The 12,727-nt window shown below is 53.9% G+C and carries 16 protein-coding genes and 2 tRNA genes; 7 read left to right on the top strand and 11 right to left on the bottom strand.

Annotation, left to right across the window (positions count from 1 at the left end; translation table 11 throughout):
- Window positions 1-3: 3 nt before the first annotated feature.
- Window positions 4-417, top strand: coding sequence for a CoA-binding protein (locus F3J38_RS05770; RefSeq protein ID WP_167135956.1), 414 nt, complete (start codon window positions 4-6; stop codon window positions 415-417).
- Window positions 418-458: 41 nt separating this feature from the next.
- Here the strand turns inward: F3J38_RS05770 and hspQ are convergent, their stop codons facing one another.
- Together hspQ and rlmI are read right to left on the bottom strand one after the other, a co-directional pair.
- The gene (gene hspQ, locus F3J38_RS05765) at window positions 459-776 is read right to left on the bottom strand and encodes a heat shock protein HspQ (protein WP_034820407.1); all 318 of its coding nucleotides are present in this window, start codon (window positions 774-776) and stop codon (window positions 459-461) included.
- Between the two features lie 59 nt (window positions 777-835).
- Window positions 836-2,026 carry a 23S rRNA (cytosine(1962)-C(5))-methyltransferase RlmI gene (gene rlmI, locus F3J38_RS05760; protein ID WP_167135955.1) on the bottom strand — a complete coding sequence of 397 codons (1,191 nt, stop codon included), beginning with the start codon at window positions 2,024-2,026 and terminating at the stop codon, window positions 836-838.
- 82 nt (window positions 2,027-2,108) lie between these two features.
- Between rlmI and yccX the strand changes: the two genes are divergently transcribed.
- On the top strand, window positions 2,109-2,387 hold the full coding sequence (gene yccX, locus F3J38_RS05755; RefSeq protein ID WP_167135953.1) for an acylphosphatase: 279 nt from the start codon (window positions 2,109-2,111) through the stop codon (window positions 2,385-2,387).
- On the opposite strand, the gene tusE is transcribed toward yccX, so the two are convergent.
- Both tusE and yccA read right to left on the bottom strand, forming a co-directional pair.
- Window positions 2,388-2,714, bottom strand: coding sequence for a sulfurtransferase TusE (gene tusE, locus F3J38_RS05750; RefSeq protein WP_167137066.1), 327 nt, complete (start codon window positions 2,712-2,714; stop codon window positions 2,388-2,390).
- A gap of 100 nt (window positions 2,715-2,814) precedes the next feature.
- Complete coding sequence (gene yccA, locus F3J38_RS05745) at window positions 2,815-3,471, bottom strand: FtsH protease modulator YccA (protein ID WP_167135951.1); 657 nt, start codon at window positions 3,469-3,471, stop codon at window positions 2,815-2,817.
- Window positions 3,472-3,695: 224 nt separating this feature from the next.
- Here yccA and F3J38_RS05740 point away from each other — a divergent pair.
- The 3 genes from F3J38_RS05740 to agp all read left to right on the top strand — a co-directional run bounded on the left by F3J38_RS05740 (window position 3,696) and on the right by agp (window position 5,776).
- Window positions 3,696-3,783: transfer RNA gene (locus tag F3J38_RS05740), tRNA-Ser, on the top strand.
- A gap of 35 nt (window positions 3,784-3,818) precedes the next feature.
- A tRNA-Ser gene (locus tag F3J38_RS05735) sits at window positions 3,819-3,906 on the top strand.
- Window positions 3,907-4,162: 256 nt separating this feature from the next.
- Window positions 4,163-5,776: a bifunctional glucose-1-phosphatase/inositol phosphatase gene (agp, locus tag F3J38_RS05730; RefSeq protein ID WP_167135949.1), complete on the top strand. Its 1,614-nt coding sequence runs from the start codon at window positions 4,163-4,165 to the stop codon at window positions 5,774-5,776.
- Window positions 5,777-5,827: 51 nt separating this feature from the next.
- Here the strand turns inward: agp and F3J38_RS05725 are convergent, their stop codons facing one another.
- From F3J38_RS05725 to wrbA, 3 genes are read right to left on the bottom strand one after another with little or no spacing between them, the layout of a single operon-like run.
- A complete protein-coding gene (locus F3J38_RS05725) occupies window positions 5,828-7,201 on the bottom strand; it encodes an NAD-dependent succinate-semialdehyde dehydrogenase (protein ID WP_167135947.1) in 1,374 nt (457 codons plus the stop codon).
- Window positions 7,202-7,254: 53 nt separating this feature from the next.
- On the bottom strand, window positions 7,255-7,485 hold the full coding sequence (locus F3J38_RS05720) for a YccJ family protein (RefSeq protein WP_167135945.1): 231 nt from the start codon (window positions 7,483-7,485) through the stop codon (window positions 7,255-7,257).
- Window positions 7,486-7,505: 20 nt separating this feature from the next.
- Window positions 7,506-8,105, bottom strand: a complete 600-nt coding sequence (gene wrbA, locus F3J38_RS05715) for an NAD(P)H:quinone oxidoreductase (protein WP_167135944.1) — start codon at window positions 8,103-8,105, stop codon at window positions 7,506-7,508.
- A gap of 310 nt (window positions 8,106-8,415) precedes the next feature.
- On the opposite strand from wrbA, the gene F3J38_RS05710 reads away from it, so the two are divergent.
- Window positions 8,416-8,580, top strand: a complete 165-nt coding sequence (locus F3J38_RS05710; RefSeq protein ID WP_071845623.1) for a con-10 family general stress protein — start codon at window positions 8,416-8,418, stop codon at window positions 8,578-8,580.
- Between the two features lie 110 nt (window positions 8,581-8,690).
- Window positions 8,691-9,605, top strand: a complete 915-nt coding sequence (locus F3J38_RS05705; RefSeq protein ID WP_167135942.1) for a DMT family transporter — start codon at window positions 8,691-8,693, stop codon at window positions 9,603-9,605.
- On the opposite strand, the gene rutG is transcribed toward F3J38_RS05705, so the two are convergent.
- Genes rutG through rutC form a run of 4 tightly spaced genes read right to left on the bottom strand, consistent with a single transcriptional unit; the run spans window position 9,602 to window position 12,709 of the window.
- Window positions 9,602-10,927 carry a pyrimidine utilization transport protein G gene (gene rutG, locus F3J38_RS05700; RefSeq protein WP_167135940.1) on the bottom strand — a complete coding sequence of 442 codons (1,326 nt, stop codon included), beginning with the start codon at window positions 10,925-10,927 and terminating at the stop codon, window positions 9,602-9,604. The genes F3J38_RS05705 and rutG overlap by 4 nt on opposite strands.
- A 45-nt stretch (window positions 10,928-10,972) precedes the next feature.
- Window positions 10,973-11,494 carry an NADH-dependent FMN reductase RutF gene (gene rutF / locus F3J38_RS05695; protein ID WP_167135938.1) on the bottom strand — a complete coding sequence of 174 codons (522 nt, stop codon included), beginning with the start codon at window positions 11,492-11,494 and terminating at the stop codon, window positions 10,973-10,975.
- Between the two features lie 16 nt (window positions 11,495-11,510).
- Complete coding sequence (gene rutD / locus F3J38_RS05690; RefSeq protein WP_167135936.1) at window positions 11,511-12,314, bottom strand: pyrimidine utilization protein D; 804 nt, start codon at window positions 12,312-12,314, stop codon at window positions 11,511-11,513.
- Complete coding sequence (gene rutC / locus F3J38_RS05685) at window positions 12,314-12,709, bottom strand: pyrimidine utilization protein C (protein WP_167135934.1); 396 nt, start codon at window positions 12,707-12,709, stop codon at window positions 12,314-12,316. Before rutC ends, rutD begins: the two co-directional genes overlap by 1 nt.
- Between the last annotated feature and the right edge of the window lie 18 nt (window positions 12,710-12,727).

The following is a 12,727-nucleotide window of genomic DNA, read 5'->3' as shown; positions in this document are numbered from 1 at the left end:
TGCATGAATGATCAAACGATTCGCGATGTATTGAGTAGAACGAAACGCATTGCGCTGGTGGGTGCTAGCGATCGCGCTGATCGCCCAAGCTACGGCGTGATGAAATTCTTACTTGATCAGGGATATGAAGTGATACCAGTTAGCCCCAAACTGGCTGGGCAGCAGTTATTGGGGCAAACCGCTTATGCCTCATTGGCGGATATTCCGGGCAAAGTCGATATGGTTGACGTGTTCCGTAATGCGGAAGCGGCTTGGGGGGTGGCGCAAGAAGCCATTGCCATCGGCGCAGATACGTTGTGGCTGCAACTGGGTGTCATTAACGAGCAGGCGGCGGTATTGGCACGCGATGCAGGGATGACGGTGATTATGGATCGCTGCCCAAAAATTGAAATACCGCGGTTAGGCATCACACCTTAAGCGCACTAAAACAGAAACGGCGACCTGAGTCGCCGTTGGCATTAATGGCGCAGGCTTGGCGCCTGCAACTGCTGCCGGATGGAGGCGGCGAGTTCATCCATTGACGGTTGCTCAGGATGCTCATACGACGTTTCACCCGCTAGCTGAATTTCGGCAACGTAGGTGTGTACCTGTTCGCCTTCTTCGTCTTCCATCACCACGTGATACCACGGTGCGGCGCGCAGTGTTTCACTGGCGGCCACATCATCCTGCTCGGGTTCATCGAGTGAAAACTCCGGATCGACATCCACAATAACGCCGAGCACCCCGGAGAGACGGTGACGGACCTGCTGTCCAATTCCAAATTTACTGGTAATCATTGTGACCTCCCAAAACTGTGCCCTGCTACCAATATGGAGGCAGGGTTCAGGTTTTCAAGTCACAGTACGCGGCAGGCAAACCCTTTCAGATAAAGCCCTTCAGGATAGCTGGCAATTACAGGATGGTCGGCTGCCTGACGGAACTGCTCCACAAATTGTACATCACGACCCGCATCAACTGCGGCATCAGCGATGATTTTCTGGAACAGGTCGGTTGCCATCAAGCCGGAACAGGAGAAGGTCAGCAGGATACCGTTCGGGTTGAGCAACTGCATCGCCAGCATATTGATATCTTTATATCCACGGCAAGCGCCCATCAGTTGATTCTTGTTTTCGACGAACTTCGGTGGGTCCATCACGATCACGTCAAACTTTTCACCGCTGTCGCGATAGCGACGCAGCAGTTTGAACACGTCATCGCGCACAAACTGGGCACGTGAAACATCGAGACCATTCAACTCTACGTTCTGTTTTGCGACGTCCAGCGCATCCTGTGAGGTATCAACACTGATGACTTCGCGGCAACCGCCCATCAGTGCAGACACAGCAAAACCGCCGGTGTAAGAGAAACAGTTCAACACACGTGCGTTTTCTGCGTAGCGACGTGTGGCATAACGGCTGTCACGCTGATCGAGATAATAGCCCGTCTTATGGCCGCCCTGAATGTCGACCAGCAATTTCATACCGTGTTCGGTGATAGGCAACAGCGGCGGTGGCAGCTCACCAGTGACCGGCCCCTGCGTCATCTCAAGGCCCTCTTTTTTACGTACGGCGACATCTGAGCGATCGTAAATTGCGCAGTCAGGGAAACATTGCTGCAAGGCGGAAAGAATAGCAGGGCGCTGATATTCCGCACCGGCAGACAGCAACTGTAATACCAGGAAGTTGCCGAAGCGATCTATGGTCACGCCTGGCATCCCATCGGATTCGCCAGCAATCAGACGATAACTGTCAAGGCCATCACGTTGTGCCAGCCACTCACGCCATTGTTGTGCCTTTTCGAAACCGCGCACGAAGAAAGCGATGTCGATTGACTCATCCTGCTGCCAACTCCAGACGCGCGCGCGAATTTGTGATTGTGGGGAATAAGCGGCACGGGCCAGCCATTTGCCATTGCTGTCGCAGACATCAATAGTTTCACCAGACTGGGCTTTCCCTTCCATACGTGCAACGGCACCAGAGAATACCCACGGATGGCGGCGGAGCAGGGATTTTTCACGTCCCTTTGCGAGAATCAATCGAACGGTCATGTTTGCTATGCTTACCTGAAAAAATGAGGCGCCATTTTCCGGTGGATGGCGGCAAATTGCAACGCACAACGGGGAGATCGCCATGGCGAACACTTGCTACAAAATTTGGGTGCACGGTATCGTGCAAGGCGTGGGCTTTAGATATTACACCCAGTCACAGGCCAATAAATTAGGCGTTACTGGCTATGCGCATAACCTGCGCGACGGCAGTGTTGAAGTGCTGGCCGCTGGTGATGAACAAAAGGTGGATGCGTTAATCGCTTGGTTGAAAGCGGGTGGGCCGACAAGTGCACGGGTTGATAAGGTGCTGGTGGAGCCTCATCAACCCACGCCGATTCCCACGCGATTTACGACTGGCTAATTACAGGCACTTGGCGGGTTTTGGCAACCCGGCAATTTTGGTGGCTTGTTTTGCCGGACCTTCTGGAAACAGACGGAACAGGTAACGACTATTGCCTTTTTCCTCGCCATACTTCTGCGCCATGGCTTTAACCAGCATGCGCACCGCAGGGGAAGTATTGAACTCCTGATAGAAGGCGCGCACAAAATGCACGACTTCCCAGTGTGCGTCGCTCATCTCAATCGCTTCGTTTTGCGCAATCACCGCAGCGAGTGCTTCGCTCCAGTCTGCACCATTTTTTAAGTAGCCTTCCGCATCGGTGGCGATCTCTTTACCGGCAAAAATCACAGTCATTCCTCACAGCATTAATCGGCATATTGTAAGTTGGCCGGCTATTAAAAAGCAAAAACCCCGCCGAAGCGGGGTTTTGGACATTTACGTCTGCAGCTTAATCTTTGCTGGCGAAGCCTAAAAGGCTCAGCAAGCTGACAAAGATGTTATACAGCGACACATACAGGCTGACGGTCGCGCGGATGTAGTTGGTTTCGCCGCCCTGAATGATATTGCTGGTTTCCCACAGGATGGCACCCGCTGAGAACAGAATAAACAGTGCGCTAATCGCCAAATGTAATGCTGGCAGTTGCAGGAAGATATTCGCTACCACCGCAACCAGCAGCACGACAAAACCGGCCATCATCATGCCGCCAAGGAACGACATATCACGACGTGTGGTCAGGACGTAGGCCGAACAGCAGAAGAACACCAGCGCCGTACCCCCCAACGCCATGGCAATCACATCGCCCATGCCTGCCGCGAGGAAGGAGCTGAGAATCGGACCCAGGCAGTAGCCAAGGAAACCGGTGAAAGCAAAGGCTGCCAGAATGCCTGCCGGACTATTGGCTAAGCGATAGGTCAGGAACATCAGGCCGTAAAAGCCAACCAGCATCAGAATTAATCCCGGTGACGGTAAGGCGAAAACGGTACTAAGAGTGGCCGTGACGGCTGAAAATGCCAGTGTCAGACCCAGTAAGAAATAGGTATTGCGCAGTACTTTATGCGTGCTGAGTAGCGACTGTTGCTGCGACGAGCTAATAATTCTATCCACTATGCGCTCCTTAATAGAGAGAGAACACCAAATATGAGCTGAGGATACGCAACGGCTGGCAGGCAGCAAAGACGTTTTACCCATCTTTACGCGATAAATTGCTGTTTCACTGAGCAGAATGGTGATTTTGACAGCGAAAAAACGCATTTTGGCTGTTTTTCAGGCGAACGATTCAATCCATGCTTTACATCGTTAAGGGGGATGTTTATAGTGCGCCTCATTGCGGAGGGGTGGCCGAGTGGCTTAAGGCAACGGTCTTGAAAACCGTCGATGGGAAACCATCCGAGAGTTCGAATCTCTCCTCCTCCGCCATCACTCTTGCAGAGTGAAGTTACAAAAAAATTTCCGGAGGGATGGCCGAGTGGCTTAAGGCAACGGTCTTGAAAACCGTCGATGGGAAACCATCCCAGAGTTCGAATCTCTGTTCCTCCGCCATATTAAAGAAGCCCGCAGCAATGCGGGCTTTTTGCTTTTCTGCATTCATAGAATCCGAAAAACATCCCGTTGCTTTTCAATCTGCTGCCGAACCCCGACGGCACGCACGTTTACTGCTATATTCCATTCACGGTTTTTGCAAACATCTGGCGATTTTCCGAGGCAAGCTGGGTTACACTGTGCGGTAATTCGCTCAATGGCGAGCTAATCGTTTGAATGCCAGAGTGTTTCACTGATGAATTATGGAATAGGCACAATGATCAAGAAACTGAGTCTTTGCGCGTTGTCAGTTATCGCTGCGCTCCCGATGGGTATGTCTGCTTATGCGGCAGAAGGGGATATGCAGCTGCAGCAGGTGCTGGTACTGAGTCGTCACAATTTACGCGCACCGTTGGCGAACAATGGTAGCGTGCTGGAGCAATCAACCAAGAAAAGCTGGCCGCAATGGGATGTTCCCGGCGGAGAGTTGACCACCAAAGGTGGTGTGCTGGAAGTCTACATGGGTAAATATACCCGTCAGTGGCTGGCACAACAGGGTCTGGTGCAAGAGGGGACCTGTCCCGACAGCAGTAATGTTTTTGTGTACGCAAACAGTCTGCAGCGTACCGTGGCGACCGCGCAGTACTTCATTACCGGTGCCTTCCCGGGTTGTGATATCCCAGTGACCCATCAGGATGCGATGGGAACCATGGATCCGATCTTCAATCCTGTCATTACTGATGGCAGCGATGACTTCAACAAGAAAGCGTTGGCGGCTATGACTGCGGCGAATGAGAAGCTTGCGTTGAAACCTGCCTTCCAGCAGTTGGAAAAGATTGTTGATTACAAATCTGCGCCTGCCTGTAACGGTAAAAAACAGTGCGACCTGAGTAGCGGTGATAACACTTTCAGCGCTGAGAATGGTAAAGAACCTAACGTGAATGGCCCGCTGAAAGTGTGTAACTCGCTGGTTGACGCCTTCACCCTGCAGTATTACGAAGGTTTCCCGGCCGATCAGGTAGCTTGGGGTCAAATCAAAACGCCAGAACAGTGGAAAGCACTCGCAGCGATTAAGAATGGTTACCAGGATGCCCTCTTCGCGTCGCCGGAAGTGGCGCGTGAAGTCGCGGCTCCGCTGGTGGATTACATTCGTAGCCAGTTAATTGATCAAGATAAGGCTAACGCGCCGAAAGTCACGGTGATGGTCGGCCACGATTCGAATATTGCGTCCTTGCTCAGTGCATTGCAGGTTAAACCTTATGAACTGCCAGGCAACGATGAAAAAACACCGATTGGCGGTCAGGTAGTGTTTGAACGTTGGCACGATGCCAAGAACAACAAAGACCTGTTGAAGGTCGAGTACGTTTATCAGACTGCCGAACAACTGCGCGATGCCGATATGTTGAGCCTGAAAAACCCACCAAAACGTGTCACGTTGCAATTGGCAGGTTGTGATGCCGATGCCAATGGTTACTGCAGTTGGGATCAATTTGCGACCGTATTAAATACGGCACTGCAGGGCACACCACTGCAACCCGCTCCAGCGCAACCGGCTCCAGCCGCTCCAGCCAATGACGATGCGACAGTGAAGGCCGATCAGGCTGCTGCAGATAAAGCGGCAGCAGATAAAGCCGCGGCGGATAAAGCAGCGGCTCAGAAAGCGGCTGACGCTAAAGCAGCGGAAGAGAAAGTGAAAGCGGACAAAGCGGCCGCGCAAAAGGCTGCTGAAGATAAAGCCAAGGCAGAGAAAGCCACTGCGCAGAAAGCGGCGGAAGATAAAGCCAAAGCAGATGCCGCAGCCGCTCAGAAAGCACAGGCTGATGCAACGCCAGCCAAACCGCAAGGTGATGCAGCAAAACCTGCTCAGCAAGCGGCGCCAGCCAGTAATTAATCGGCTGGTTGGCATAAAAAACCCCGTCGAGACGGGGTTTTTTTATGCCGGTTAACCGGCGACAACGACCAGCTTTTGGTTAGCAAACTCTTTCAAGCCCAGATCTGATAGCTCGCGGCCGTAACCGGAACGCTTGACGCCACCAAACGGCAACTCTGCGGCGGTATCGCTCTGCGAGTTGATGAACACCATGCCCGTTTCAATCTGCGACGCCATCTGACGGCCTCTGAGGATGTCGCGCGTCCACACTGATCCTCCTAATCCATAGTGTGAATCATTCGCCAGAGCCACGGCACTGCGATCGTCGGCGACTACATACACTTGCGCCACGGGGCCAAAGAACTCTTGATAGTAAGCAGGATTATTAGGTGTCAGGCCGGTTAAGATCGTGGGCTGATAATAGCAACCGACGCCCTCTATCGCTTTGCCGCCGAACTCCACGTGAGCACCATGTTTCACTGCATCATCTACCTGCTTCTCCAGTCGATCGCGTGCTTCTTTGGAAGAGAGTGGACCCAAGGTGGTTTTCTCATCGAGTGGATCACCGGGCGTGGCCAATTGTAACGCTGCGCTGAACTTCGCCATAAACTCGTTGGCGATTTTTTCGTGCAGAATAAAACGTTTTGCCGCAGTACAAACCTGGCCGCAGTTGCTTAACCGCGCCTGAGCACCCTGTCTGACCGCTTCGTCGAGGTCGGCATCATCCAGCACCACAAACACATCATTGCCGCCCAGTTCAAGCGTGGATTTTTTCAGGTGCTTACCCGCTTGCTCGGCTACGGCGCTTCCGGCACGTTCGGAACCGGTTAACGCGACACCCTGCACCCGCGGATCGGCGATCAGATCGGCTACCTGCTCATTAGAGATAAACAGATTGGTCCAGGCACCTTGCGGCGCGCCGGCTTCTTCCACCAGTTTTTCAAAAACATCAGCACAGTGCGGCACGATGTTGGCATGCTTTGCCAGCACGGGATTACCGAGCGCCAGATTGGGTGCCAGTACTCGCATTAATTGGTAGTAGGGGAAATTCCAGGGTTCAACTGCCACGACCACACCAATCGGGTGATATTCCAACCATGCATCCCCTACCGCGCTCGGATAGGGCTGCGCTTGCAACAGATTCGCCGCGTGCTCAGCATAGTAGCGCGCAATCTGAGCACAGATTTTTACTTCGCCTCGGCTCTGTCCAATCAATTTCCCCATTTCAACGCTGGCAATCGTGGCCAGTTCGTCAACACGCTGATCGATGAGATCCGCAAGCCGATGTAGCACCTGTAACCGCGGCTGCATATCCCCTTTACACCAGGCTGAATGGTAGAGGTTGTCTGCCGTGGTGAGTGCGTGTTGAACGGAGGTGTCATCATGCGTAGGCCAGGTTTTCAGCAGCTGGTTGTTGGCCGGATTGATACTTTGATAGGCTGACATATAGGCTCCTTGGCGGGTAAAAATGACAAAGGCGGGACCAGCCCGCCTGCACGTTAAACGTTTTTGCGCTCGACCGTTTTGTCGTCCCACGTCAGAACGTCTTGGTCAGTCTTATCAAAGGCGCGGAGCAGCACATCATCGCTACCTTGCTGACGCCATATTTCTTCCGCAAGCCGTTCGTCGTAGTTCGCCACTTCAAATATGGCTTCAGCAATTTCTGGCGAGGTGTGGCGTAACGTAGCCCATTCGCCAACGTGGTGAGCTTTCGACTGATCTGTGGCCATAAAGGTCTCCTGTAGTGAATTTATCCTTGCAGTTTTACCGCCAGTCCGGCGACGTATTGGCCCTGATAGCGGGCAATTCCTAGCTCTTCAGCAGAAGGTTGGCGTGAACCATCACCTCCCGCAATGGTGGTGGCGCCATAAGGTGTGCCGCCACGGACCTGTGAGATATCAAAGAGTTCTTTCGTGCCATAACCAATAGGTACGATCACCATGCCGTGATGGGCCAGAGTGGTCCAGACTGAGGTTATCGTTTGTTCTTGGCCGCCACCGGTTCCGGTAGAAGCAAATACGCTGGCGAGCTTGCCATAAAGGGCACCTGAGGCCCACAAGCCGCCGGTGCGATCCCAGAAATTGCGCATTTGGCCTGCCATGTTGCCGAAGCGGGTCGGGGTGCCCACAATAATGGCGTCATACTGCGTCAGGTCTTCCGGTTTGGCTTCCGCTGCCGCTTGGTTTACTTTGCCGCCAACCTGCGCGAAGCGTTCGGCGTCCATACTTTCTGGCACACGAAGCACCGTGACTTCAGCCCCCGTCACACTTTTTGCGCCTTCGGCCACGGCGTGCGCCATGGTTTCAATATGTCCATACATGGAGTAATAAAGCACCAAAACTTTTGCCATGGTTTTCCATCCTACTGAGGGTGATAAGTATTCAGAAGTATAGAAGAGCCTGCGCGAGGTGCTGGGGCGCGCTTAATGATGTGAATTAAGCGCGACGTGATTTACGCGGATAACTGTTTGTTGAATGGCGGTTTATCGGGTTTGTTAGTGGAAAATAAGTGATTTATATGTTTCAAGTTGTTAATGTCAGCCAAATATCAGGCATGATTGTCTAATCTTTTCTCTGGTGGTACGGAAAATTTGCCACCCTGCTTTTCACCAAACTGGATGAAAAGTCCTAACCACAGATGCTCAATCCCTGGAGGAAATGATGGCACAACATCGTGGAGGATCAGGCAATTTCGCTGAAGACCGTGAAAGAGCTGCGGAAGCCGGTCGCAAAGGCGGCAAGAACAGCGGCGGTAATTTTAGAAACGACCCGCAACGCGCTTCCGAAGCAGGTGAAAAAGGGGGACGCAGCCGCAGTAAGAAATAACGTGGCTATTGAGCGTTCCCTTGCCGCCGGGCCTTCCCGGCGGTCACAAACATTGCATTTTCCCCGTCTACTGCGCAAGAATAACGGCTAATTGATTATTCTGGTGCATTATGTCCGCTTCAACTTCCCGTCTCAGCCTGCGTATTTCCCGGCAGGAGTTGGTTCTTATCTTCATTACCATGGTCTGGGGTGGCACCTTTTTAGTTGTGCACCGGGCCATGGCGCACTCAGGTCCTTTCTTCTTTGTCGGGCTGCGTTTCGCTACGGCCTCACTGCTGCTGGCGTTTTTCTTCCGGCGTTATCTCAAACAGATGACCTGGCTCGAAGTGAAAGCTGGTGCGTTGATCGGGCTGTCAATTGCTGGCGGCTACGGTTTGCAGACTTGGGGGATGCAAACTATTTCCAGTAGCCAGTCCGCTTTCCTGACTGCACTTTATGTACCGGTGGTGCCGCTGCTGCAATGGCTGTTCCTGCGTCGACCACCCGGATTGATGGCCTGGATCGGTATTCTGTTGGCGTTTATAGGCTTAGTGCTGGTGGCAGGGCCGCAAGAGGGTGGCTTAGCACTGAATGCGGGTGAAATTGCAACGCTGTTCAGTACGTTAGCGATTGCCGCTGAGATTATTTTGATTGGTCGCTATGCGGGGCAAGTCGATGTTCGCCGGGTCACGCTGGTTCAGCTGATGGTGGCCTCCGCCTGTGCTTTCGTTTTTATGATACCCAATGGTGAATCCGTGCCAACGATGTCTGCGCCGCTGCTGTTCAGTGCAATGGGTATGGGGGCTGCCAGTGCATTAATTCAGATCACCATGAACTGGGCACAGCGCAGCGTGTCGCCAACACGTGCGACAGTGATCTACGCTGGAGAGCCCGTTTGGGCCGGTATCGTTGGGCGTATTGCAGGGGAGCGTTTACCGGCCACTGCATTATTAGGCGGCGTGCTGATTGTTTGCGGTGTGATCGTGAGTGAATTAAAACTGCGTCGCAAGAAAGCGGTGCCCGAACAGGCACCGCAGGAACCTTAAGGATGCTGCCTTGCCGCCTGGTTTGCCAGCGCGGCGCCGCGACGTTTGAGGATCGCATTAAGAATGATGGCACCGAAGGTCGCGGTGCCAATACCTCCAATGGTGAAGCTGCCAATCTTTAAGGCGAAATCGCCCGCGCCCAGCACTAACGTGGTGGCCACCATGATTAAATTTCCGTTCTGACTGAAATCAACGTTGTTTTGCACCCATATCCGCGCACCTGCTACAGCAATCAAGCCGAATACCACAATAGATGCACCGCCAATCACTGGGCCGGGTATGGTATGAATCAAAGCCCCAAATTTAGGTGAGAAGCCCAGCACCAGTGCAATAATGGCGGCCGCGACGAAAGCCAGTGTTGAGTAGACTTTAGTGACAGCCATCACCCCAATATTTTCGGCGTAAGTGGTGACGCCGCTGCCCCCCATGGAACCTGATAGCATGGTGGCGAGGCCATCGCCAACAAACGCACGCCCCATCCAAGGATCGAGATTGCGTCCCGTCATACCCGCAACGGCTTTAATATGCCCAAGATTTTCTGCCACCAGAATGATGGCAACCGGTGCGATCATCACTATGGCTTGCATATCAAACACCGGTGTTGTGGTGTGTGGCAGACCAAACCAAGGCGCACTGGCCACCGCGCTGAAATCGACGGGTTTTCCTAAACCCATCACATTGGTGAGCAGGGCGTAGATGGCCCAGGCAACAATCAGCCCAACCAAAATCAGCAGACGTTGAACCAGACCTCGTGTAAATACCGCCACCACGCCGATGCACAGCACGGTCATGACGGCCATCCAGCTATCGAACATTGATGCTGATACGCCATGGACAGCAATTGGCGCCAAGTTCAGGCCAATTGCCATCACCACTGCACCCGTGACGACAGGGGGCATGAGCCGCTCAATCCAACCCGTGCCCACCTTCATGACGATCAGGCCAATGAAGGTATAAAGCGCGCCGCAGGCAATGACACCGCCTAGCGCCAGCGACAGATTAGGGTTCAATCCCTGGCCGTTGAATCCGGTCACCGCGATAATCACGCCGACAAAGGCGGCGCTGGATCCCAGATAACTCGGCACGCGGCCGCCAGTGACCACAAAGAACAGCAGCGTGCCGATACCGGAAACCAGAATCGCCAGGTTGGGGTCCAGTCCCATCAGCAACGGCATTAGCACCGTCGCGCCAAACATTGCTACAGCATGCTGCAGGCCCAGGACAAACGTCTGCCCAAACGGCAGGGTTTCATCCGGTGCAATCAGCCCATCTTCGGTCATGGCTGACTTTTTCTGCCAGCGGGGGAACCAGGAATTCGCCATCGTCTTCTCCAGGGTAGCGGTGGAACTGGGCCGCACAAGGCGGCGTTAGCGGGCGTCCTGCCGTAAAAGGTGATGATATCCACGGTCAAACCACGCCAGGCCATGCGTTTCATCGTTACGCACCAGCGCCAGCGCTTCACAAATCAGAATGTCGTGTGTGCCAACACTGACCACCTGAGTGATTTTGCAGTCAAACGACACGGTGGCGCCGTCCAGCAGCGGTGAGCCGCTGGCGAGCCTATGCCAGTCAGCGGCAGCAAAGCGCTGCTCCATCGGCGTTTTGCCGCCAAACAGCGTTGAAAGACCCTCATGACCGGCTGCCAGGGTGTTAACGCACAGATAGCCATTGTCACGAAAGATCGGCCAGACCGATGCCGAACGATTCAGACACACCAGCAAAGTGGGCGGCGTATCTGTCACGCTACAAACTGCTGAAGCCGTGAATCCGGCGCGACCGGCGGGTCCATCGGTGGTAATAATGTTTACCGCCGCACCCAATCGCGCCATGGCATGGCGAAAAGCATCGCGGTCAACATTTGGCAGCAGTGGCAGTTCATGCACACTCATGATTCAACTCCTCTGTTCAACTTGCGGCGCGCTGTGCGGGTGCAGCCGTTTCGGCCAGCCATTGCAGCAGCAGTGCGTTGAAGTTATCGGCATCGGTCACGCTCATCGCATGCCCACCCCACGGCATCTCAATCAGACTGCTGTTAGGTAACGCTTGTGCCAGCAGCGGAGAGCAGCTCCACGGCACCAGCAGGTCGTCCTGACTGCAGATGGCTAACACCGGTTGCTGAATCCGCGCCGCATGGGCACGGAAATCACAGTTCATCAATGCATGTAGTCGACGTAGCAGATTCTCCATACCCTGAAAATGGGTCACGTGATGGGCATCTTCAGCTGTAATGCGTGCCTGATGGCGTGCCAGCCACTCGGCCGGATAGAGGAACAGCGGCTGCGCGCGCACAAAGGCTTCGACGCCCACGTTGAGCAGCAAATCCTGCCGTACCTGGAAACAGCGTTGGGTGTGAGGATCCAGCGAAAGCCAGCCATTAATCACCACGATGCGGCCGACACGGTCGGGATAATCCAGCGCCAGTTGCAGACCAATCAGGCCTCCCAGTGCGTGGCCAACAATGTCGTAATGTTGAATGTCATGCTGCGCCAGTAGCTCAGCCAGCTCTGCGGCCATCATCGCCATGCTATAGCCTTCTGGCAGTGTATCGGCACTGCGACCGGTGCCGCGTTGGTCGTAAGTCACCACGCGATAATGAGGTGTGAGTGCGGATAACTGGGGTTGCCAGAAGCCCGCCACACCACCAAGACCAGAAGACAGCACCAGCGTGGGCGCGTCGGCAGCGGTCAAACCATGAATCTCAAGGTGCATTACGCCTCCTGGGGCCCGATGTGCGCGACACTGGCAATTTCAATCAGTGCGTCTGGTTTAACCAATCCGCACTGGATACAGAAGCGCGCGGGCTTGTCACCGGGAAAATACTCGGCGTAAACCTGATTAATCGCGGCGTAGTTGCTCCAGTCAGTAAGGAAAATGGAGTTGAAGGTGACATCGCTCATGTTGCCGCCAGCGGTCTCAATCACCTTTTTAATGGTTTCCAGTACGTGACGGGTTTGTGCCGCCGCATCGCCAACGTGTACCACATTGTTATTGCCATCGAACGGTAGTGTACCGGAGACGTACACCACGCCGTCTGCCAAGGTTCCCGGCACAAATGGCGCAATCGGGGTGCCGCTACCGGCAGGAATAATCACACTTTTAGGCATCGTCGCAGTTCCTTATCG

This window comes from Candidatus Pantoea formicae (genome assembly GCF_011752625.1).
GTDB lineage: Bacteria > Pseudomonadota > Gammaproteobacteria > Enterobacterales > Enterobacteriaceae > Pantoea > Pantoea formicae.
This window is presented reverse-complemented; position numbering and strand designations above follow the sequence as displayed.